Origin of the sequence: Bacillus sp. MAG717A, from assembly GCF_036884855.1 — a bacterium.
Classification (GTDB): Bacteria; Bacillota; Bacilli; order Bacillales; family Bacillaceae; genus Bacillus; species Bacillus safensis.
The window spans coordinates 1,075,488-1,097,891 of the sequence record NZ_CP145733.1 but is presented as its reverse complement, the minus strand read 5'-3'; the positions used below and the strand labels follow the sequence as shown (position 1 = coordinate 1,097,891).

The following is a 22,404-nucleotide window of genomic DNA, read 5'->3' as shown; positions in this document are numbered from 1 at the left end:
GATATACGAATGATGGAATATGTCATAGAAGTGTACCGGCAGCAAAGTTTTACAAAAGCAGCTGATCAACTTCATATTGCACAGCCTTCTTTAAGCCAGCAAATAAAGAAGCTGGAAGAGGAATTAGACACACCACTATTTATTCGAAAATATGGACAAGTAACGCCCACACCTCAAGGGAGACGATTCATTAAAAGGGCTGAGAATATTTTGAAGGAAAGAGATGATTTGCTGCGTGAAATGGAAGAAGCAGCTTATGAAATCGGGAAAGAGCTGAACATTGGAGCGCCAGCAGTGACAGGGGGATATGTCTTGCCCGGTTTATTAAAAACCTTTTGTCAAACGTATCCTCATGTTCACGTTCAACTGATAGAAGAGTCTCCGCGTGAGCTCGAAAAACTTCTATTGGCTGGAAAGCTGGATTTGGCTATTTTATCGATGCCTGTCGAGCACGAATCATTGAAAACGAAACAAATGCTGACCGAGCCGCTCCTTCTTGCAGTTCCGCAAGCTGCTCAGCCCTGGTTATCAGAGGAATTGAACGAGATCATTGAGCAAGCAGGGCAAAAAGAGACCGGTCACGAAATCGTTCCCTTTCGGCTTCTTGAAGGTATCCCATTTATTTTGCTGAAAGAGGGATACGGTTTTCGGCAAGTGGTCACAGAACTGTGCCGTCATCACGGTTTTCAGCCAAAAGTGGCTTTTGAAACAAGCCATATTCAAACAGCACAGGCAATGGTCAAAAACGAATTAGGAGTGACCGTTGTGCCGAAAATGGTGGCACAAGAGGATAGAAACCAAGTCACTTATTTGCAAATTGATTCATGCCCAACCCGCACACTTGTGTTTGCATATGTGGAAGAAAGGTATTTAACGAAAGCCGCTCAAGTCTTCATGGACCTATATCAGGATCAAGGGAAAGCTTAAACAAACGTTTAATTAAACGCAAAAAGCAGGGGGGCACCCTGCTTTAAGATTGGTGACAAAGGGCTAAAATGATCTTGATTTTAGCCCTTTGTCTTCTTTTCAGCGTGATAGAAAACCTTTGCAGTCTAGGAAGGACGAGCACCGGAACGGAGCGAATTTGACATTCGTGAGTACCGGCGCGCAGACCTGACAAAGAATGCGAGGGTTTGTCTACACGCTGAAAGCAGGGGAGGACCCTGCTTTTTAATATAAGTCCAGACGCTGATCCGTCATAACTGGAATTTGCTTCCTGACTTCATCCACAAGCTGAAGATCAATTTCAGCATAATAAATGTCTTCGTCACCGCGTGTTTCAAGCAGTATGCGGCCGAGTGGATCAATCACCATGGAATGTCCAGGGAATTCTGTGTCTCTGCTTGTGCCTGTTCTGTTAACAGCAATCATAAATGACTGGTTTTCAATCGCTCTTGCAATGAGCAGGCTGCGCCAATGGTCCACTCTTGCTGACGGCCATTGCGCCGTATTGATGAGCACCTTCGCTCCTCTGTTCACAAGTGTTCTGGAAAGCTGCGGGAAGCGGAGGTCATAGCAAATCATCGCACCAATCGTTACATCTTCACCATAGTCAAATAAACCAAGCTGATCACCAGCGGTTAAATAGTTGTGCTCATCCATTAAGCGGAATAAATGAATTTTATCATAATCTAACACAAGCTCACCTTGGCGGTTAAAGACATACATCGTGTTGGTGATGTTTTCATCTTCTGTCCGCTTATTTAATACACTGCCTGCGATGAGATACACTTGATGCTTACGGGCAAAGGAGGAAAAGAGCTGTATTGTGCGTTCACCGTTTACATCCGCAAGCTGATCGGCTTGCTCAAGGGCGTAGCCGGTATTCCACATTTCGGGTAAAATGATCAGATCCGGCTGCTCGCGGACCGCTTCTTCTAAAAACGCTTCTGCTTTTTTAAAATTCACTTCAGGTTCTCCAATTTGTACGTCCATTTGGACAAGGGCGATTTTCATACGGGTTCCTCCTTTATTCGCTAAATATCATGGGAACATCCATGAATGTATGTAATGGTTTATTCTAGTCTTCAAGGCCAGTTTCTTTATCATAAAGGTTTCCATCATCTTTGCCAATAGAAATGTCAGAAGGTTTTGTTAAATGGCTTTCTAACTCAAGAAATCGGTGTTATGATACATATAATGAATAAAACAAAGGGGGATACTAGGATATGCAATTGTTCGATTTACCGCTTGAAGAGCTAAAAAAATATAAACCAAAGAAAACAGCACGTCCTGATTTCTCAGACTTTTGGGAGGCATCGCTCGAAGAACTGCGCCAAGTAGAGGCAGAGCCATCACTTGAACCTTATGACTATCCAGTGAAAGGCGTCAAAGTGTACCGCCTGACCTATCAAAGCTTTGGACATTCTAAAATTGAAGGCTTTTATGCTGTACCTGATCAAACTGGTCCACATCCAGCTCTCGTTCGTTTTCATGGCTATAATGCCAGCTATGACGGCGGCATTCACGACATCGTCAACTGGGCGCTGCACGGCTATGCAACATTTGGTATGCTCGTCCGCGGTCAAGGCGGCAGTGAAGATCAGGCAGTGACACCAAGTGGTCACGCTTTGGGATGGATGACAAAAGGCATTTTATCAAAAGAGACCTACTATTATCGAGGTGTTTATTTAGATACGGTTCGTGCACTCGAAGTCATTCAGTCCTTACCGGAAGTGGATAAACAACGGATCGGCGTGATTGGCGGGAGCCAAGGGGGCGCATTAGCGGTTGCAGCTGCAGCCCTTTCTGACATTCCGAAGGTCGTCGTGGCAGATTACCCTTACTTATCAAACTTCGAGCGTGCAGTTGATGTGGCATTGGAGCAGCCTTATTTAGAAATCAATTCATACTTTCGAAGAAATAGTGATCCGGAAGTGGAAGAAAAGGCATTTGAGACATTAAGCTACTTTGATTTAATCAATCTAGCTGGATGGGTGAAAAAGCCAACATTGATGGCGATTGGGCTGATTGACAAAATAACTCCGCCTTCTACTGTGTTTGCGGCATACAACCATTTAGAAACAGAAAAAGACCTGAAGATATATCGCTATTTTGGACACGAATATATCCCGGCTTTTCAAACAGAGAAGCTCGCCTTCTTACAAAAGCATTTGCTCAAATAAAAGAACAAAGAGGCCGCTCTAGGAGGGCCTCTTTTTTAATAACTCGTATTCTGCCTCGTTTTTTCATCAGGCACTAACGCTGTGATAATCAGGGCAAGAGCTGTGATGATATGCAGGATGAATCCGAGTATCGGAATCCAGGCGAGGCAGGATGTGATAATCCCAATGATGCTGCCAATCATTGGTCCTTGGTCTCGCTTCGATAAGACGAGTGTGATAATATGCAGAATAAGCATGACCATGAGCGGTGTATAGCCATTACTGATAACAAATAGTCCTCCAATGACAGGGATGGCAAGACAGGCTTCAAAAATCCCGGTGATCCATTTCATGATGCGAGATATAGACATGAGATCCAACTCCTTTTTCATATATGTCTTATTCGTATTTTCCCAAAACGTGAAGAAGTCATGCAGAATTCTATAGAAAGAGTTGATGGATGATGAGAGAGAGAATCAAGGAAGAGCTGAAAATCATCGAAGAAACGTATGACGTAAAGATTTGCCTCGCGGTTGAATCAGGCAGCCGGGCATGGGGATTTCCTTCGACTGATAGTGATTATGATGTTCGTTTTTTATATGTTCCTCGGAAAGAATGGTATTGGGCGATGGAAGAGCATCGTGATGTCATTGAACGGCCGATTGATGATGCGCTTGATATAAGCGGCTGGGAGCTTAGAAAGGCACTTCGTTTATTTAATAAATCGAATCCGTCCATCATGGAATGGCTGTCTTCTGACATCATCTATGCTGAATCCTTCTCTTTGGCAAAGCAGCTTAGAGAATTAAAGGATCGAGCGTTTTATCCCGCAGCATTGATGTATCATTACCTCAATATGGCGAAGCGGAATGAAAGCGGGCATTTACGAGGAGAGCAGGTGCGAATCAAGAAGTATTTCTATGTGCTTCGTCCGCTGCTTGCTTGTCAGTGGATTGAACGCTACCGGACGGTTCCGCCGATGGACTTTCATGAAATGCTCGAGGAACTAGTGGAGGAAGGACCGCTTTTAGCGGAAATCCATGAGCTGCTCAAACGTAAAATGGACGGCGAAGAAATGGATATAGAGAACCGTCTCGCTTATGTCCATCCATTTATCGACAAAGAGCTCGCGCGATTTGATGAATTGGTGAAAAGCTACAATCAGCCGAAAGACAACCTGATGCAAGAATTAAATGAGCTGCTGCAGTCTACCCTTGATGAGGTGTGGGCGTAAGCAAGGAAGAGCCAGCCGGATCGCGGCAGGCTCTTTTTTATCTCTTATTGTGATAAAACCACAAAAAAAGTCAGAATTTTTGTCATCTTCAAATATTGTAGCGGACAGCTTATGAGCCTTACAATAAAGACATAGCTTACAAAGAGTGGGAGGTGCCCTTTATGGAGTCGGTCACAAGAAATTTCTTCTTGTTTTTGTCAAAGAGCAGTCTCTTGAACCATATTGCTCGTAATTGGGGAAGTGCTGTTGCATCTAAGAAAATCATCGGAGGGAAGGACTTTGAGAGTGCGATCCCTGTTATCAAGCGATTAAATGACCAAGGAATGGCTGTGACAGTTGATCACCTTGGTGAGTTTGTCACAAAGGCAGAGATTGCAAATGAACGGACGATTGAGTGTATTCAAACCATTCAGCGGATTGCAGAGGCGGGACTCAATTCTCACGTGTCACTCAAAATGACATCACTTGGCCTGGATATTGACGATGACCTTGTGTATCGCAATATGAAAAGGATTTTAGATACGGCAGAGAAACACCGTATCATGGTGACAATCGATATGGAGGATGAACAGCGCTGTCAAAAAACGCTGGACATTTTTAAAGAGATGAAATCTCAATATGAGTATGTCAGTACGGTCTTGCAGGCCTATTTGTACAGAACAGAAAAGGATCTTGATGACCTAAATAAGCTGCAGCCATTTTTAAGACTTGTAAAGGGTGCCTATAAGGAATCCGCCGAAGTGGCGTATCCAAACAAAAAAGACGTCGATCAGAATTATCAAAAGCTGATCGAAAAGCAATTGCTCTCAGGAAACTATACAGCTATTGCGACACATGACGATCGAATGATTGAGTTTACGAAAAATATTGTGAAAAAACACAATATACAGACAAGTCAGTTCGAATTTCAAATGCTGTACGGCATGAGATCAGAAACGCAGCAAGCACTTGTGAAAGAAGGCTATCAAATGAGGGTCTATACTCCGTATGGACGAGAGTGGTATGGCTACTACATGAGACGTCTTGCAGAACGGCCGGCAAACATTGCCTTTGCTTTAAAAGGGATGACGAAAAAATAATTTGAAACGGGAGCGTGACAAAAATGACAACACCTTACAAGCATGAACCATTCACGGATTTTAGCCAGGAAGAAAACCGCAAAGCGTTTGAACAAGCATTAGCTAAAGTAACAGAATCACTTGGTCAAACCTATCCGCTCGTGATTAATGGAGAAAGAATTGAAACGAAAGACAAGATCGTTTCAATCAATCCAGCGAAAAAGGATGAAGTGGTTGGAACCGTCTCAAAGGCCGGGAAGGAAGAGGCAGAACAAGCGGTTCAAGCAGCAGCGAAAGCATTTGAAACATGGCGCTACACGTCTCCTGAAGAAAGAGCAGGCGTATTATTCCGTGCTGCGGCAAGCATTCGTCGTAAAAAGCATGAGTATTCAGCCCTTCTTGTAAAAGAAGCAGGAAAGCCTTGGAATGAAGCAGATGCAGATACAGCAGAAGCGATTGACTTCCTAGAGTATTACGCTCGTCAAATGCTGGAGCTGGCGAAAGGCAAACCAGTGAACAGCCGCGAAGGGGAACGCAATCAATATGTGTACACACCAACTGGCGTGACGCTCGTCATTCCGCCGTGGAACTTCTTGTTTGCCATCATGGCAGGAACAACAGTAGCGCCAATCGTCACTGGGAATACAGTTGTTTTAAAACCAGCAAGTGCGACGCCTGTCATTGCAGCCCGTTTTGTGGAAGAGCTTGAGCAAGCCGGTCTTCCAAAGGGTGTTGTCAACTTTGTACCAGGAAGCGGTGCAGAGGTCGGGGATTACTTAGTAGATCATCCGAAAACAAGTCTGATTACATTCACTGGATCAAGAGAAGTAGGGACACGTATCTTTGAACGCGCGGCAAAAGTACAGCCAGGCCAGCAGCATTTAAAACGTGTCATTGCTGAAATGGGCGGTAAGGATACAGTAGTTGTTGATGCGGATGCAGATGTTGAATTAGCGGCTAATGCCATTTTCACATCAGCCTTCGGGTTTTCAGGTCAAAAATGTTCAGCTGGATCGCGGGCAGTCGTCCATGAGAAGCTGTATGACCAAGTGGTTGAGCGAGTGAAAGAAATCACAGAAACGAAAACAACAGCCAATCCGCTTTCTGCGGATGTTTACATGGGACCTGTCATTGATCAAGCGTCCTTTGACAAGATCACGGATTATATCGAGGTTGGCAAACAGGAAGGCCGCTTAGTCACTGGCGGAACGAGTGATGATTCGGAAGGATACTTTATCCACCCGACCATTTTTGCAGATCTTGAGCCAACTTCCCGTTTAATGCAAGAAGAAATCTTTGGACCGGTCTTGGCTTTCTCGAAAGTTTCTAGCTTTGATGAGGCACTTGAGGTAGCCAATAACACAGAATACGGTTTAACAGGTGCTGTGATTACGAATAATCGTGATCACATCAACCGTGCGAAGCAGGAGTTCCATGTGGGGAACCTTTACTTTAACCGTAACTGCACAGGTGCCATCGTTGGATATCATCCATTCGGCGGCTTCAAAATGTCAGGCACTGATTCAAAAGCAGGCGGTCCAGATTACCTAGCTCTGCACATGCAGGCAAAAACGATTAGTGAAATGTTTTAAGATGGAAAAGCATGAACCTGCGCTGATGGGTTCATGCTTTTTTTGCCTGCCTGCGACTTGTTTCTATACAAATCTGACTGGAAAGAAGTATGATAAATGTATCACTTAATCAGGGAGCAATCGGGATGGAAGAGATATTAGAAAAGCTTCATACATTTTTTGATGTCGATAAATTAATTGCATTTATTAGCGGCTATTTAAAAAAACCAGTCATTTTAGAAAGCACAGAGTGTCAGCTCCTTGCTTATAATTCTTACAGCATTCAGCAGTTTGACCCAGTCAATCAGCAAACGATTTTCTCCAAGGAATGTCCGGGGTCTGTGGTCGATTGGTTAAAGAAAACAGGGGTAATTGAGCGGCTTTTCGCGGAATCAAAGCCTTTTTATGTGAGCGGTCATGACGAGCTCGGATTTAATCGGCGGGTGGCTGTGAGCGCCAAGCATAAACAAGAGGTAGTAGGCTTTATTTGGGTGCAGGACATTGAGGACTCCCTCACTCAGGAGGAGCTGCAATTTTTACACGAAGCTTCCTTTCAGGTTGGAAAAGTGATTTATAAGAATAAGAAACAGCTTGAGAAAAAGGAAGGCAAGATTGAAGAGTTTTTCAAAAAGGTCATGGATGATCATTTTTATACAGAAGAAGAGCTGAAATGGGAGGCTGAGAACTTAAGCATTCCACTGCCAGCCGTATTTACCGTTATGGTCGTGCACGCTGCCGATAACAAAAGTGAGACGGCAGAAGATGTGAAGGATGTCATTCGAACGTATTTGCAGCTAGAGGATAAAGTAAATCACGTCTACTCGGTTCAAGCAGATATCGTTGTCATATTAGGCAGCCTGTCAGACCGGCACTCACCGAAAGCGACTGCCGCTGATGTCATCGCACATCTGCAATCGAAAACGCATGCACATCCTTCCCCTTTGTATATCGGAATGGGAAGAGAGTATCGTGATGTCATGAAAATGAGTACAAGTCGATTTGAAGCGATAGAGGTCGTCAAGGCAGTAAAAATTGTTGGAGGACAAGAACTGATTCCATATGATTATGAGAATTTAGGGGTCTTCCGGTTTTTAGACTCCATTTACAGCCATCAAAAAAAGAAAAACGACTTCAATCCAGATTTGTTACGTTTGAAGGAAAAAGACCGCGAAAGTCAAACTTCGTTTTTAAAAACGCTTGAAGTCTACTTATTAAATAACTGCAAGCTAAAGCCAGCGGCGGAGCAGTTGTTTATTCATCAAAATACATTAAACTATCGAATGAAACAAATTTTTGACATGACTTCGATCGACTTAAGTCATTTTAGCCAGCGATGTGAGTTATTTATTGAATTGATGCTGATGAAAAAAGATCAATAATAATGATGGAATCCGCAGGTGCACGGATCACCTGCGGATTTTCATGTGAAATGCGAAAATGGCATACAACTGATGTATTTCGTTGTATGATAGATAAAGATTTTATGAGAAAAATGAAAGGGGGGCCACCTTTGGGTTCAGTCACCTTAGCCATTTTGATATTCATCATGACCCTCGTCCTTGTCATTTGGCAGCCAGGACGTGTCACCATAGGATGGTCAGCATGTGGGGGCGCCATTCTTGCGCTTGCGTTTGGCGTCGTTCATCTGGGCGATGTGTGGGAAGTCACGCAAATTGTATGGAACGCCACCTTTGCTTTTATTGGTATTATTATCATTTCGTTAATTTTAGATGAGATCGGTTTTTTTGAGTGGGCTGCACTGCATATGGCAAAAGCCGCAAGAGGCAACGGTGTCCGCATGTTTATTTATTTAACATTGCTCGGCGCTGTTGTGGCTGCTTTTTTTGCCAACGATGGAGCGGCACTGATTTTGACCCCAATCGTCTTATCTGTGGTGAGAGCGTTGAAGCTGGATGAGCGCATGGTGCTACCTTTTGTGATGGCAAGCGGCTTTATTGCAGATACAACCTCCTTGCCATTTGTCATTAGTAACCTGGTCAATATCGTATCAGCCGACTATTTTCATATTGGTTTTCTAGAATATACAGCGAATATGTTCGTGCCAAACCTTGTGTCGCTTGGGGCGAGCATGCTGGTTCTGTATGTGTTTTACCGAAAGCTTATCCCAAAAACCTACGATCTGTCACAGGCGAAAGAGCCGGCATCAGCTATTCGAGATATCCGTATGTTCCGTTTGTCTTGGTATGTGCTCGGCTGTCTGCTTGTTGGTTATTTTGCGGGCGAGCTGATCGGTGTTCCAGTGTCCATTATTGTAGGCGGGATTGCCCTTGCTTTCTTGTGGCTGGCGAGAAGAAGTCCGCAAGTGGCGACAAAGCGAGTGATCAAAGAAGCACCGTGGTCCATTGTGTTTTTCTCGATCGGCATGTATGTCGTCGTATATGGACTGAAAAATGTTGGCCTTACTGAAATATTGGCGGCATGGATCGAGCAAGGGGCATCACATGGTTTGCTTGCAGGAACGATGTTTATGGGTGTACTTGCCGCAGTGCTGTCCTCTGTGATGAACAATCTGCCGACCGTTTTAATTGATGCGATTGCCATTGGACATACAGATACAGCAGGTGTCATGAGAGACGGGCTGATTTATGCCAATGTCATCGGCTCCAACCTTGGACCGAAAATGACCCCAATCGGTTCATTGGCGACATTGCTGTGGCTTCATGTCTTAAAGAAAAAAGGCGTCCACATCTCTTGGGGGGCTTACATGAAAGCCGGAATCATCCTGACCATCCCAACCTTGATCCTCACTTTACTCGGATTATATGTGTGGTTATGGCTTATTCATTAATCATCGTGTAGACAAACCCTCGCATTCGCCCGCAGGTCTGCGCTCCGGTGCTTAGGGCTGCAAAGGTTTTCTATCATGCTGAAAAAGAGCAGATCCATGAGATCTGCTCTTTTTTTGCTACAGATATTTCGCATAGCGTTTTTCTAAAAAGTCCTGAAGCAATGAGACGACACTGCAAATGCCCCAGTAAATGAGTGCGACCAAAATATACATGGTCATATAATCAAATTCTCGTCCGCCTACAATTTTTGCTTGCTGGAAGAGCTCTGGTACAGTAATCATCGCTGCCAGTGAGGAAGCTTTGATTAAATCAAGCATGACATTGGTCAATGGCGGCAAGGCGATGCGGACGGATTGAGGCAAAATGACACCGCGCATCGTTTGCCAATAGCTGAGACCTAATGATTTAGCGGCTTCCACCTGTCCATTTGGAACAGAGGAGAGGGCCGCCCGATTAATTTCTGCAATATAGGCAGCACTATTGAAGCTGAACCCAATAATGGCGGCAGTGACTGCTGTAAACTCAATGCCGATATAAGGGAACCCAAAATAAAGAATAAACAAAATCACCAGAATGGGCACGCCTCGCATGAATGAGATATACAGCCGTGCAGGCAGCTTAAGAATCCATGAATTCGCCATCCTGGCAAGAGCGATAAAAAAACCAAGAATGGTACCAAAAAACATGCTCACAAAGGAAATGAGCAGCGTCAGCCAGATGCCTTTCATGACAAACGGAAATGACGCCTTTGCCAGTGCAGGATTAAATATATATTCTAAATGAATATCTCCCACGGTTGCGGCTCCTTATTTGGAAATGTCGACATCTTCGACATCAGCATCAATTTTCTTTGAGACGTCTGCATGATTAAAGAATTTCTCAGAAATCTTTTTCATTGTTCCGTCTTTTTTCATGTCGCTTAATACACGATTCAATTCTTTTTGAAGCTCTTTGTTGTCTTTCTTCATGACAAAACCTTGTTCATTCGGCATGTATTTCAAGTCAGGATGAATCGTAATATTTAATTTAGGAAATGCAGCAAGAGCTAGTGTCTGCAAGTAATAATCATTTAAAATGACATCTGTTCGGCCGTTTGCAACATCCTTTAAGTATTGCTCGTTTGTCGCATTATCATAAATGACTTCCTTTGCACCGTACTTACGAGCGACATCCATGTAAATCGTCGTGGCAGCACCTGCTGCTTTCTTTCCTTTTAGGTCTTTTAAAGTTTTAATGCCAGATAAATCATCTTTCCGTACGATAGCCGTTCCGTAGGAATATTTATAAGGGGTTGAAAAGGCAAACTTGTCTTTTCTATCATCTGTGATGTCGATATCATTTGCAGCGGCATCAACTTGACCAGAATTAATGGCGCTCAGCATCCCGTCATAACCCATTTCTTTAAATTCTACTTTCACATCAAGACGTTTAAACGCTTCTTTGACAACTTCTACTTCATAGCCAGTTAATCGATCCTTGCCATTAGAAGTATCATGATAAGAAGTTGGATAAAGGGTGCCTGAAGTTGCAACCACGATTTTTCCCTTCTTTTTAATCTCATCCCACTTTGTGTCTCCAGATTGAGATGAGCCTGATTGACTGCAAGCAGACATGATAAGGATGCAAGCAGATACAACTAGCATGATCCATATAGGTTTTTTATGATAAAAACGACTCATTTAAGAATCCTCCTCTATTTTTGATACAAAACAAAACATAGCATGCTTTTTCTGTAAGGACAACGTTTTCAGAAGAAAAGTGAAAAAGTAAGAATATTATAAGCAATTCGCGTGTTGAAATAATGTATAAAAAAGGAAAGTGAGCGCAAAATAAAGGCGAATAAAGGAGGGAACAACAATGATGAAAAAAATAAGTGGTTTGATCATCTTGTCGATGTTGCTGTTATTTGGTTTTCAGATAGAAACGGCTCATGGAGAAACACCTCAAATGGAAAAGCGCCCGGTGACACATCAAGTGAAATTAACAGCAGAACAACAAAAACAAATTGAAATGCTTGAGCAGCAAATTCTTTCTAAGCGAAAAGAAGTCATTGAGAAATATGTACAGTATGGCGTGTTAACAAAGGAACAAGGCACACACATCACGAAACGAATGGATGAGCATTACACTCATTTGAAAAAGAACGGATTTGTTCCATTGCTGAAAAAACCACAGCACCATCGCCCATAATAATGATAAAACCGGCAGCGAGGTGCCGGTTTTTTATTGTGATCAGAAGGTGAGACTTTCCCCATCTTGAGGGACAAAAATGGCTTGATCTGCATGATGCTCTTGAATGTAAGCTTCTAAAGCAGCTCTTGTTAACAAGCAATGATTCACAGCTTCAAGATGACAGGCGACTATTTGAGCTTTTGGCTGAGAACGGTGAATGTCTAAAATTTCTTCCTTAGTCATGGTAATCGGATCGCCTTTTAAAAATTGAGCAGCTCCGCTATTGACCACAATGACGTCTGGCTTGCATGTATTCACAACCTCTTTCGGTTCATCACACCAAATGGTATCACCTGCAATATAAAGGGTAGGTTCATCAGGGTGAGAGAAAACAAAACCGCTCACCTGCCCCATCCGCTTCGCCGTGTCTCCCGTTCCGTGCTGTCCACCTGTACGTTTAATATGAACGCCGCAAATGTCCATTTCATCTTCAATGCATGTGACATGCTGAAATCCAGCTTCTTCAACTTCTTTTCGATCCTTCTCCGATTGAGTATAAATTGGCCCATCTTGAGCTAATTTCCTTTTGGCCTCATCGTCAAAATGGTCCACATGTAAATGAGTGAGTAAGACAGCATCTGGATGTAATAGACTGTCTAAATCAATGTTTACAGGTAGCTCCACAATAGGGTTGTTCAAATGTTGATTTGCTGTATGAGGGAACGGTGGATATGTTCCTTTTGCTGCCAAAAAGGGATCGATTAAAAAAGTTGAATGACCATAGTGAAGGTATAAAGTAGCATTGCGAATGAGCGTAATTTTCATAAAAAGGCCTCCTTTTTTTCTGATTAAGTTTACAGTATATTAAAAGAGTTCTATGTGACAGAGGATCATGAAAGTCTTTTATCGGAAGGGCTTGATTTTTGAAAGAGGTGAGCCAATGCTAGACCAAACAGATATGAATATTTTAAAAGAACTATCAAAGAATAGCCGATTAACGATGAAAGCTCTAGGTGAAAAAGTTCATTTAACCGGCCAAGCTGTTGCAAATCGGGTGTTAAAGCTAGAAGAAGAAGGCGTGATCGAAGCATATACCATTTCAATTGATTGGCAGACGCAAAAGACGATTCAAACATTTTTGCAGCTCTATACCCGTAGTCATCATCATGAACCACTTCTGTCGTTTCTCTATGAAAAGGAAGAAATCAAGAATTTGTTCAAAATAAGTGGTGAGGGCTGTTATATGGCTGAAGGACATTTCTCGAGTCATGATGAGCTTGATCAGTTTTTAACGGAGCTGACAAATTACGCAAATTACAAACTGTCTATTGCGGTTAAACGTCTCATTCATCAATAATCGAAGAGACGCAGGAGGAAAAAGAACGATGCAAAAATTAATAGAAAATCAAGCTGAACCGATGACAAAGGAAAGAATCAAAGCAGACTTGGAACAACTTGGTGTGAAAAAGGGCATGATTTTATGTGTTCACTCATCTTTATCATCCATCGGCTGGGTAAACGGAGGTGCTGTAGCCGTCATACAAGCATTGATGGAAACCTTAACAGAAGAGGGGACACTGATTATGCCGGCACAAACGTTAGAGCTTTCTGATCCTGCCGATTGGATTGATCCGCCTGTTCCTTATTCATGGTGGAAATCGATCAAAGAAACAATGCCTGCATTTGATCCAGCTTACACGACGCCAACAGCAATGGGAAAGGTAGCGGAAACATTTTGGAAATACCCAGGCGTGGCGAGAAGCAATCATCCTCATTTTTCATTCACAGCCTGGGGGAAAAGAAAACATGAAATTCTGAAACACCATGCACTTTCCTTCGGATTAGGAGAGCATTCACCTCTTGGCCGTATGTATGATCTTCATGCTCAAGTGCTGCTGCTTGGTACAACATTTGAGAGCATGACAGCTTTTCATCTAGCTGAATACCGAATCCCTCAGCAGGACCTCATGACAAGAGGAGCCCCTATTTTAGAAAATGGGTGGAGGGTATGGAAAGAGTACCAAGATATCATCACAAGAGAAGAACTATTTGAACAGATTGGCCGTGATTTTCTGCAATCAGGAGGCCTCCATCAGCACAATCAAATCGGACTTGCCAGTTCATATTTATTGCCAGTGAGAGAATCGGTAGACTATGCGGAAAAGTGGCTTGATTTATACGATCAGTCGTAATCTACACTGTTTGGAAATTTACATAATAAACGTCTTGATCAGGCTGCTGTGAGGTATAGCAGGTAAGCTGATAGTCTCCTTTTGGAATGGAGAAAGACAGTACATGAGCCATGACGCTTGTGATATAAACTTGATCACTTGTATGCGTAAAGGGCACTGTTATGGCTCTATCAATAGAGACTTGGGGCTCATCGCTATTTAATGTCACAATAATAGACGCCTTTCCATTATTGATTCCTTCAAAGGAAACTCCTTGATCTCCAGTTGCAAATCCTTGAAGAATGTCCTCATCTGTCCAATCAATGACAGGTGGTGTTTCGCTTCCGGTGTATACCGTGATTTGGTGGTAGGAGATAGATAGAGAATAGGCTTGATTTAAGTGATTCATATAAAAAACTCCTTTATTCATGGATTTTCGATGAAACGTAAATGGTTGAAAGAGTCATTCTTGAGGAGAAAGTTAGGCAGCAAGACGATTGTCGCCGTCTTGCGCTATTTGTTGTGGGATCTAGATGTGAAATTGTGAGACCATTGCTTTTAAATCTCCTGCTAAATGGGCAAGCGCTTCTGATGAAGCTGTTACTTCTTCCATTGCAGCAAATTGTTCTTCTGTTAAACCGGCTACTTGCTGTGAATGTTCACTCGTTCGTTTAACGTCTTCTGTAATAGACGCAAAAGATTGTTTCGCATCGTTTGTATAAGCTGCGATTTTTTGTGATGCACTCGATAAATGCTTAATGCCATCTGCCATTTCTCTCATGGACTGCTGGATATCATGAAATGATTCCTCTGTATGAGAGATAAGGACAGCCCCTTGAGCCGCTTCTTCTCTTACTCGTTTGATGGCATTCGTCGAATGAGTCATCTCTTTTTGTATTTCAGAAATGAGATGGGAAATCATGTTTGATGATGCTTGAGATTCTTCAGCGAGCTTTCTCACTTCGTCTGCGACAACAGCAAAGCCTTTTCCATGCTCACCTGCCCGTGCTGCTTCGATTGCTGCATTAAGAGCAAGCAGGTTTGTCTGGTTGGCGATATCAGTAATGACTTTGGAAATATGATCAATTTCAGCTGAACGTGTTTCCAATGCTTGAATTGCTGTACCGTTTTCTTCAATTGATTTTGCAATAGACGTCATTTGTGAATGAACTTCACCGATATCGTGTACACCTTTTTGGGCCATTTCTTGTGCGGAGTGACTTCTTGAAGCCATTTGTCCTGCATTTTCAGTAATGTTTGCCAGCTCGTTTGATACTTGAATCATCGTGTGTTCACTAGTTGTCATTTGAGCTGACTGTTCTTCTGAAGATTGTGCTACTTCTTGGATCGTGTGGGTGATTTTTTCTGATGCTGCACTCGTTTCTTCTGCGCTAGCTGACAGCTGCTCAGAGGATGTGGCCACTGCTTCAGACGTGTTCATGACATTTAGAATGGTTTGATTTAGTTTTTCACGCATCTTATTGAAATGACCAGCAAGGTCAGACAATTCATCACCGGCAGTATCTGTCACATTGATGGTTAAATGACCTTCGCCTGCACTCTTAATGGCAGAAGCGATATGCTTGAGACGTGCCTGAATCCGTTTAGTGAAAATAGAAATAATGATGGCCGAAACGATCAGACTTAACAAAAGGACGATGACAAATTGTATATAGAATGACTGAAGCATTTGTGAAATCATGCTTTGATTGGCGCCAGTATAAAAAATACCAATTGTTTCGCCTGCTTCATTTTTGATCGGCATATAAGCCGTTTGATAATCTTTCCCGGCAACATTTGCTGTGCCGTAATAGTGTTCTCCTTTATCTAAAACAGTGGTTTTCACTTCAGGAGAGACTTCTGTACCTACAGCTCGTTTCCCGTTTAACATGACATTCGTAGCAACACGGGTATTTCCTTGAAAAATCGTGATGGTATCACCGGTATATTCAGCTAATTGGTCAACCAATGTGTCATCATCATTGATTTGCGTATTTCCTTTGAACAGCTTGTCCTCTTTAATCTGCCACGAGCCTTCTACTTTTTCATTCAGGTAGGCGTAGCCTAGTTTTAAATCACCTTTTGCTTTTTCAGTTGCCATTTGCTTGATGTTTTCCGTCATTTCGCGATTCACCACATAACCAACAACTGCGGAAAAGATGATGAGGACACTTAAAAAGATCAGCAAAATTTTGGCACCAAGCCTCAGTTTTCCCTTTTTCTTCATGCTTTTTGACTCCTTTAGGTATAAGGTAGGATATCCCTCCTTAAGGATTATCGGCATGAAAAAAGTGTTTAAAATACTTGCAAGCAGTCATGTGAAAATTTTTTTAATATAGAAAAGGGAAAGGCGGGCTAATCGATGATAAATTGAATTCTTGTGCCGTCAGGATCATCCGATAATTGATGACTTACCCACGAGCCTGCGCCTCTATTATCAGAAGGGCGTACATATTTGACAGAAGCTCCACTGCCTCCTTCTTTGCACATCGCCATTGGCCATTCGTCTCGGTCATACCCGTGCTTTGTTGGAATGCCATGTAGTGATCGATCTCTCTGCTCATCACTATGTTTACGGTCAATTGTACAAATGGAAGAATGACCTTCATCAATGGCTTCTTCTATGTGCTTGGCTGTTTCGGGATAGCGGTCTGATGGAAAATGAATCGTTTTGTCATAAGATGAATTCGCTGTCTCTTGTTTCCCTTGCTCCAGCTGGATATAGCCTGTTGCTACACCAATAACAATCAATAAAAGCAAGAGAATCATTTTAAGAAGTTTCATAGATGCTGGCTCTCTTTCTTGTTTGTGTATTTTGTAAACAGAAGTATAGCAGAATTACTTACCAATTTCTCCTGGTTTTGAAAAAACGTCTTTTAAAATTCAAAAAACGGATTTTACTTAATTTCTTGCTTTTCACTTTTGTAGAAAATCATAAAATTTTAATTTTGTGAGTCAGAAAACGAATATGCTCATTCAAAATGGCTTTATCAGTGCTTTTTTGGCTAATTTCAAGAATTTAACACACAGAAATTTCAAAAAAATAAAATTGACTAGACCGATATGCTTTAATAATATGGAGTCAAATATCAAAAAATGTCGTAATTTATCAAAATATGATTCTAATTACATTGTAGGAGGGGAGTACAAATGGCGGATGTCTCATACCGGCTCGGAATAGACATAGGCGGAACATTTACTGATTTATCGCTGATAAATGAAGCAACAGGGGAGCTGACTGAACTCAAGACACCCACAGTGACTGATGACCCTGCTCAAGGAATTATCAATGGGTTAAATCTTCTAAAAAAAAGAGGTGTTGATTTATCCAACATCCAATACCTCGTTCACGGAATGACAATCGGTCTTAATACATTATTGCAGCGAAAAGGAGCAGATTTAGCCCTTTTTGTGACAGAAGGATTTCAAGATATATTGTCACTTCAACGTTTACGACTACCCATTCCTTATGACTTCAATTCTCGTTTGCCAGAACCATTGATACCACGGAAGCATGTTTATCCAATCTCTGAAAGGTTGATACACGATGGTACGATCAAAAAACCTCTCCATCTGCAGCAATTAGATGATGCAGTCCAGCATGTTATATCTAAAAAGCTAGCAGGTATCGTCATTTCTTTTTTACATAGCTATCAAAACCCAGTTCATGAATTACAGGCAAAAGCTTATATCAATCATCATTATCCACAGTTAGAAGTCCTTCCCTCATCTGAATTATGGCCTCAAATGAGGGAATACGAGCGTACAGTGATGTCTGTTGTTAATTTGTACATTCAACCTAAGGTGAAACAGTATTTGCAAACATTGAAAAGCCGTTTAAAGGAAGAAGGCGTACCAATTTCTCCATACATTACACAATCAAATGGTGGTTTAATGGATGCAGAAAGTGCGGCAACCTCGCCTGTTAAGACTCTCTTTTCTGGTCCGGCAGCTGGTGTCATCGGTGCGGCAAGAATTGCAGCATCAGCGAGTGAACCTAACCTGATCACTTTTGATGTCGGGGGGACGAGTGCAGATATATCGATTATTCAAAATGGACAGCCTACAATGGCTCAATCGAATCAGCTTTCAGGTTTCCCAATTATTCTTCCATCTGTTGCGATGTATTCAATAGGAGCAGGAGGAGGTTCGGTAGCATGGATTGATCAAGGCGGACTTCTAAAAGCAGGACCAGAATCAGTTGGGTCAAACCCGGGACCAGCTTCGTATGGAAAGGGAGAAAAAGCAGCTTTAACTGATGCGTTTCTCATATGCGGTTATCTCAATCAAGAACGTTTTGCCGGAGGACATTTACAATTACAACTGTCTGCGGCGAAAAAGGCCTTTCAGCCAATTGCTGATCAGCTCAACAAAACGGTTGAAGAGGCGGCTGATCAGCTCATTCAAGTAGCCGTAGCCAATATGTACACAGAATTAAGCAATGTGATGGAGCAGCAAGGATTTGACCCTAGAGATTTTAGTTTGTTGGCATTTGGCGGAGCAGGGCCGGTTGTGGCGAATTTCCTTGCGAGAGAAATTCATGCGAAAAATGTAGTTGTTCCTCCAAGTCCTGGAACATTATGTGCGTTAGGTGCTTTAACAGCTGATTTTATCCATGATGCGGTGCTGTCGAAGAAAATATGTTTACAAGACTATTCGATCAACCAACTAAAACAAGATTATGAGAAGCTGTCACGAAAAGCGACTGATTGGGTCAGCCAGCAGAACATTCAGCATATCAATCAGACATCCATTCTCTTATTAGCAGATGCACGTTATCAAGGGCAGGCATTTGAGATTGAATTGCCATTATCGATTAATTGGCTAAAGCAAGAACAAGACATCCACCAACTCATTGAAGCCTTTCACAAATTGCATCAGCGTCAATATGGTCATAGGGATGATCAGGCAAGAATCGAGTTTACTCATTTACGCGTTCGAGTCATAGGCGAGACGCCTACGCTGCCTTTTTCACCTGTTCATGAAAGCAGCGGACAGTCTTTGAAACCAAATGAATATAGACGAATTTTTATAGAAGAAAAAGAATACAAAGCATCGGTTTATAATCGGGATACGCTGTCAGTAGGCTCTATTATCAATGGGCCTGCCGTTATTGAGCAGGATGATACAACAACATTGATTTTGCCAAACTGGACAGGCAGCATTGATCCATCAGGTAACTTAGTGATTTCAAAGGAGGCGGCTTTACATGAGAACTGACCCAGCAAAGCTTGAGATGATGCGCAGTTATTTTAATGCGATTGCATCAGGTATGGGGCATGTCATTGAACGGACGTCATTTACGACCTTCGTCAAAGAATCTGCTGACTTTGCGACAGCATTAGCCACGCCTTCTGGAGATTTCTTTGTTTATCCGAAGACAGTGGGTGTGACGATCTTTTTAGGGCTGAGTCTAAAAAAAGCGATTGAAGAAATTGGGCCGATGCAGCAGGGAGACATTATCATCACTAATGATCCTTATACGACAGATGGTTTGGCGACTCACCTGCCAGATGTCCATATCATTAAGCCGATTTTTGTAGATGGTGAAATCGTAAGCTATGCTTGGTCTTTTGTTCATGTCAGTGATGTGGGTGGCCTTGTGCCTTCGAGTATTTCACCGACAGCAACGGATGTTCATCAAGAAGGATTAAGAATTCCGCCAGTAAAAATTTATGAGGGCGGGAAAGAGAATCAGGTCGTACGTACTTTTTTGAGAGCTAACAGCCGCGCTAGTCATCTAAACGATGGTGATATCAATGCGATGATTGCTGCAGTGAATACAGCAGATATTCGGTTAAAAGAAATGATTGAGAAATTTGGAAAAAACGAAGTGAAACAAGGAATGATAGACTTGCTGAAGCAAGCCGAGGATCGTGCTGGAAAGGTCATTGAAGCTATACCGGATGGAACGAGTGAATTTGCTGATTATTTAGATGATGATATGATTTCAGACGTCCCTATTCGGTTGAAAATCAAGCTAACGATCAAAGGCAAACGGCTGACGCTCGATTTTTCTGAGTGTGACCCGCAAGTAAAAACAGCCTTTAACCTTGTTACCAATGGTCAGAAGCATTCCTTTCTTTATCAAGGGTTGATTAATTACATCATTAGTAAGGATCCTTTTATACCGATTAATGGTGGAATAACGTATCCAATCGATGTGATCTCTCCTAAAGGAACGCTGGTGCATCCAGAATATCCAGCCTCTGTCGGGATTCGTCATTCGATTACGATGAGGCTGTACAATGTCGTGCTAGGTGCGATTGGTAAGCTGCTGCCTGAAGCAGTACCGGCAGCAGGTGCAGGTCAATCTGCCATTGTGGTTCTCTCTGTACCTGATGATCAAACGGGTGGCAGGAAAATGTCCGTTGTCGAACCATTAGGCGGAGGCGGCGGTGCTCAAAATGGTACTGATGGAGTGGACGGTATTGATCATTCGTCAGGCTTTTTGAAGAATACCCCAATTGAGAGTTTGGAACAGCATATTGATATTCATGTTCACCGATATGAGCTTCTGCCGAATACAGGTGGAGCTGGTGAAAATCGAGGCGGACATGCGATTGGTTTGGAATTTGAAATGATGAAGCCTGAATCGATGGTGACAGCACGAGGAATGGAACGGATGAAGTTTCAGCCTTGGGGTTTAATGGGCGGCCGAGCAGGAGCGGTTGGTGAGGTCAAGCTGATCACAGCTAATGGTGAGAAACAAGACCAGCCCAAAATAGATGTTCTGCGACTTGAAAAAGGCGATATCGTTCAATTGATTTCACCAAGTGGAGGCGGCTGGGGGGATCCATTTGCCAGAAAGAAAGAAAAAGTCCTTCAGGAAGTGGAAGCAGGTCTATTAAGTGAAGAAAGAGCGCTGCAGCAATATGGTGTTCAAGTGTATTTAGACGAAAATGAATGGAAGATTGATGAGGAGCAGACGAGCAGGGTGCGTGAAAAGGCTGATGATCCTGCATCTACTGATGTGTGGGATTTCGGAGAGCAAAGAGCAGCTTATGAGAAAGTATGGACGGACGAAGCCAGCAGTGAGCTAGCCGTTCAGCTGCGTTCCTATCCGGCTAATGAACGTACGCACTATAAACATGCAGTTCATCAACATTTCAGTCATAGAAACGAGCCGTTAACAAAGGAAGATATTACTCTAGCTCTTCGTCAAATGAATGGACAAAAAGGGGGAAATGGATCATGAAAAGAAAATTAACCGCTATTTTTGCAGGCATCCTATCCATCGTTGTACTGCTGACCGCTTGTGGTGGAAATGGAAAGGATCAAGGCAAACAGCAGCAGACTGTGATTGTTGGCGTATATGGAGGCGATTGGGAAAAGAATATCAAACCAATCCTTGAAAAGTTTGAAAAAGATACCGGAATTAAAGTGCAGACCGTCTCTGGAGCGGATTCTGAATGGTTTACAAAATTAAAAGCGTCAAATGGGAAAAATCCACCATATGACTTACTTATCTTGCAGCCTGATACGATTCAAAGAGGAATTGCAGCAAACGTTCTTGCGCCAATCGATGAAGATCAAGCGCCGAATGTCAAAAAGCTTTACCGTTCTGTCCAAAAGAAGCTGACTGTGAATGGAAAACAATATGCAGCAGGCTTTAGTATGGGGCAGCTTGGAATTGCTTATAGAAAAGACCTCGTCAAGCAGGAACCAAACAGCTGGACTGATCTATGGAGCAGTCAGCTGAAAGGGAAGGTAGCCATTTCATCTCCGACTTATTCAGCTGGTTTGCAATTTTTCTCTGCACTTGTTCATGCACAAGGGGGAACAGAATCAAATCCTAAGGATATTGATAAAGCATTTAAAAGTCTCGCGCAACTAAAAGGTCATGTCGCTGCTTTTCCGGATAACCCAGGATCGATTCAAACCTTGTTAGAACGTGGGGATGTCGCAGCTGTTCCGTATTGGGACGGGCGAGTATTTGCACTTGAAGAAGAAGGAATGGATATTGGTTTCTCATATCCGAAAGAAGGCGCTGTTGCAGCTGTAGCGAGCTGGGCTTTAACGAAAGGAAGTCAGCACGAAGAAGCGGCATACAAACTATTAAACTACTTGAGTGGAAAAGAAGCTCAGGAGGCTTTCTCGGAAAAATCTTATTATGGCATGTCGAATTCTGATGTGAAATACGATGACAAGATTAAGGGGAAAGTGAAAGTTGGAGAAAATTATTACAGCAAGCTGACTTGGGTAGATTATGAAACAGCAACCTCTGAGCTTGGCAATTGGACAAATCGATGGAACGAAGTATTAGGCGGAGGAAAATAGGTGA

At 42.6% G+C, this 22,404-nt stretch carries 21 protein-coding genes; 13 read left to right on the top strand and 8 right to left on the bottom strand.

Annotated elements, in window-relative coordinates; translation table 11 throughout:
• Positions 1-9 precede the first annotated feature (9 nt).
• The gene (locus V6Z54_RS05560; RefSeq protein ID WP_041088978.1) at positions 10-927 is read left to right on the top strand and encodes a LysR substrate-binding domain-containing protein; all 918 of its coding nucleotides are present in this window, start codon (positions 10-12) and stop codon (positions 925-927) included.
• Between the two features lie 243 nt (positions 928-1,170).
• Here V6Z54_RS05560 and V6Z54_RS05555 read toward each other — a convergent pair whose 3' ends face one another.
• A complete protein-coding gene (locus tag V6Z54_RS05555) occupies positions 1,171-1,956 on the bottom strand; it encodes a carbon-nitrogen family hydrolase (protein ID WP_305960753.1) in 786 nt (261 codons plus the stop codon).
• A 212-nt stretch (positions 1,957-2,168) separates the two neighbouring features.
• On the opposite strand from V6Z54_RS05555, the gene V6Z54_RS05550 reads away from it, so the two are divergent.
• Positions 2,169-3,125: an acetylxylan esterase gene (locus tag V6Z54_RS05550; RefSeq protein ID WP_041088982.1), complete on the top strand. Its 957-nt coding sequence runs from the start codon at positions 2,169-2,171 to the stop codon at positions 3,123-3,125.
• Positions 3,126-3,160: 35 nt separating this feature from the next.
• On the opposite strand, the gene V6Z54_RS05545 is transcribed toward V6Z54_RS05550, so the two are convergent.
• Complete coding sequence (locus V6Z54_RS05545) at positions 3,161-3,475, bottom strand: hypothetical protein (protein WP_041088984.1); 315 nt, start codon at positions 3,473-3,475, stop codon at positions 3,161-3,163.
• 92 nt (positions 3,476-3,567) lie between these two features.
• Here V6Z54_RS05545 and V6Z54_RS05540 point away from each other — a divergent pair, with 92 nt between their 5' ends.
• From V6Z54_RS05540 to V6Z54_RS05520, 5 genes are all read left to right on the top strand, one after another.
• Positions 3,568-4,338, top strand: coding sequence for a nucleotidyltransferase domain-containing protein (locus V6Z54_RS05540; RefSeq protein ID WP_041089313.1), 771 nt, complete (start codon positions 3,568-3,570; stop codon positions 4,336-4,338).
• 161 nt (positions 4,339-4,499) lie between these two features.
• Positions 4,500-5,417: a proline dehydrogenase gene (locus tag V6Z54_RS05535; protein WP_338527795.1), complete on the top strand. Its 918-nt coding sequence runs from the start codon at positions 4,500-4,502 to the stop codon at positions 5,415-5,417.
• Between the two features lie 23 nt (positions 5,418-5,440).
• A complete protein-coding gene (gene pruA / locus V6Z54_RS05530) occupies positions 5,441-6,988 on the top strand; it encodes an L-glutamate gamma-semialdehyde dehydrogenase (RefSeq protein WP_047202099.1) in 1,548 nt (515 codons plus the stop codon).
• A 125-nt stretch (positions 6,989-7,113) separates the two neighbouring features.
• Positions 7,114-8,346 carry a helix-turn-helix domain-containing protein gene (locus V6Z54_RS05525; protein WP_058837294.1) on the top strand — a complete coding sequence of 411 codons (1,233 nt, stop codon included), beginning with the start codon at positions 7,114-7,116 and terminating at the stop codon, positions 8,344-8,346.
• Positions 8,347-8,477: 131 nt separating this feature from the next.
• Positions 8,478-9,776 carry an arsenic transporter gene (locus V6Z54_RS05520; RefSeq protein ID WP_039176390.1) on the top strand — a complete coding sequence of 433 codons (1,299 nt, stop codon included), beginning with the start codon at positions 8,478-8,480 and terminating at the stop codon, positions 9,774-9,776.
• 117 nt (positions 9,777-9,893) lie between these two features.
• On the opposite strand, the gene V6Z54_RS05515 is transcribed toward V6Z54_RS05520, so the two are convergent.
• Positions 9,894-10,571, bottom strand: coding sequence for an amino acid ABC transporter permease (locus V6Z54_RS05515; protein ID WP_041088991.1), 678 nt, complete (start codon positions 10,569-10,571; stop codon positions 9,894-9,896).
• 12 nt (positions 10,572-10,583) lie between these two features.
• Entirely contained in the window at positions 10,584-11,456 is an 873-nt protein-coding gene (locus V6Z54_RS05510; RefSeq protein WP_268473175.1) for a transporter substrate-binding domain-containing protein, read from the bottom strand.
• 181 nt (positions 11,457-11,637) lie between these two features.
• Here V6Z54_RS05510 and V6Z54_RS05505 point away from each other — a divergent pair, with 181 nt between their 5' ends.
• On the top strand, positions 11,638-11,967 hold the full coding sequence (locus V6Z54_RS05505) for a YckD family protein (RefSeq protein WP_338527961.1): 330 nt from the start codon (positions 11,638-11,640) through the stop codon (positions 11,965-11,967).
• Between the two features lie 42 nt (positions 11,968-12,009).
• Here the strand turns inward: V6Z54_RS05505 and V6Z54_RS05500 are convergent, their stop codons facing one another.
• Positions 12,010-12,774 carry an MBL fold metallo-hydrolase gene (locus V6Z54_RS05500; protein WP_338527794.1) on the bottom strand — a complete coding sequence of 255 codons (765 nt, stop codon included), beginning with the start codon at positions 12,772-12,774 and terminating at the stop codon, positions 12,010-12,012.
• Positions 12,775-12,889: 115 nt separating this feature from the next.
• Between V6Z54_RS05500 and V6Z54_RS05495 the strand changes: the two genes are divergently transcribed.
• Positions 12,890-13,306, top strand: coding sequence for an Lrp/AsnC family transcriptional regulator (locus tag V6Z54_RS05495; RefSeq protein ID WP_039176401.1), 417 nt, complete (start codon positions 12,890-12,892; stop codon positions 13,304-13,306).
• Positions 13,307-13,334: 28 nt separating this feature from the next.
• Positions 13,335-14,141, top strand: coding sequence for an AAC(3) family N-acetyltransferase (locus V6Z54_RS05490; RefSeq protein ID WP_041088997.1), 807 nt, complete (start codon positions 13,335-13,337; stop codon positions 14,139-14,141).
• 1 nt (position 14,142) lies between these two features.
• On the opposite strand, the gene V6Z54_RS05485 is transcribed toward V6Z54_RS05490, so the two are convergent.
• From V6Z54_RS05485 to V6Z54_RS05475, 3 genes are all read right to left on the bottom strand, one after another.
• Positions 14,143-14,529: a competence protein ComJ gene (locus tag V6Z54_RS05485; protein ID WP_075612349.1), complete on the bottom strand. Its 387-nt coding sequence runs from the start codon at positions 14,527-14,529 to the stop codon at positions 14,143-14,145.
• A gap of 120 nt (positions 14,530-14,649) precedes the next feature.
• Positions 14,650-16,347 (bottom strand): methyl-accepting chemotaxis protein, encoded by a 1,698-nt coding sequence (locus tag V6Z54_RS05480; RefSeq protein WP_041089002.1) that lies wholly within the window; start codon positions 16,345-16,347, stop codon positions 14,650-14,652.
• 128 nt (positions 16,348-16,475) lie between these two features.
• A complete protein-coding gene (locus tag V6Z54_RS05475; protein WP_041089004.1) occupies positions 16,476-16,904 on the bottom strand; it encodes a NucA/NucB deoxyribonuclease domain-containing protein in 429 nt (142 codons plus the stop codon).
• 366 nt (positions 16,905-17,270) lie between these two features.
• Between V6Z54_RS05475 and V6Z54_RS05470 the strand changes: the two genes are divergently transcribed.
• The 3 genes from V6Z54_RS05470 to V6Z54_RS05460 are packed head-to-tail and all read left to right on the top strand — an operon-like array spanning position 17,271 to position 22,400.
• Entirely contained in the window at positions 17,271-19,340 is a 2,070-nt protein-coding gene (locus tag V6Z54_RS05470; protein ID WP_269103838.1) for a hydantoinase/oxoprolinase family protein, read from the top strand.
• On the top strand, positions 19,330-21,318 hold the full coding sequence (locus V6Z54_RS05465; protein ID WP_269103837.1) for a hydantoinase B/oxoprolinase family protein: 1,989 nt from the start codon (positions 19,330-19,332) through the stop codon (positions 21,316-21,318). Before V6Z54_RS05470 ends, V6Z54_RS05465 begins: the two co-directional genes overlap by 11 nt.
• Positions 21,315-22,400 (top strand): ABC transporter substrate-binding protein, encoded by a 1,086-nt coding sequence (locus V6Z54_RS05460; RefSeq protein ID WP_041089010.1) that lies wholly within the window; start codon positions 21,315-21,317, stop codon positions 22,398-22,400. Before V6Z54_RS05465 ends, V6Z54_RS05460 begins: the two co-directional genes overlap by 4 nt.
• Positions 22,401-22,404: the final 4 nt, after the last annotated feature.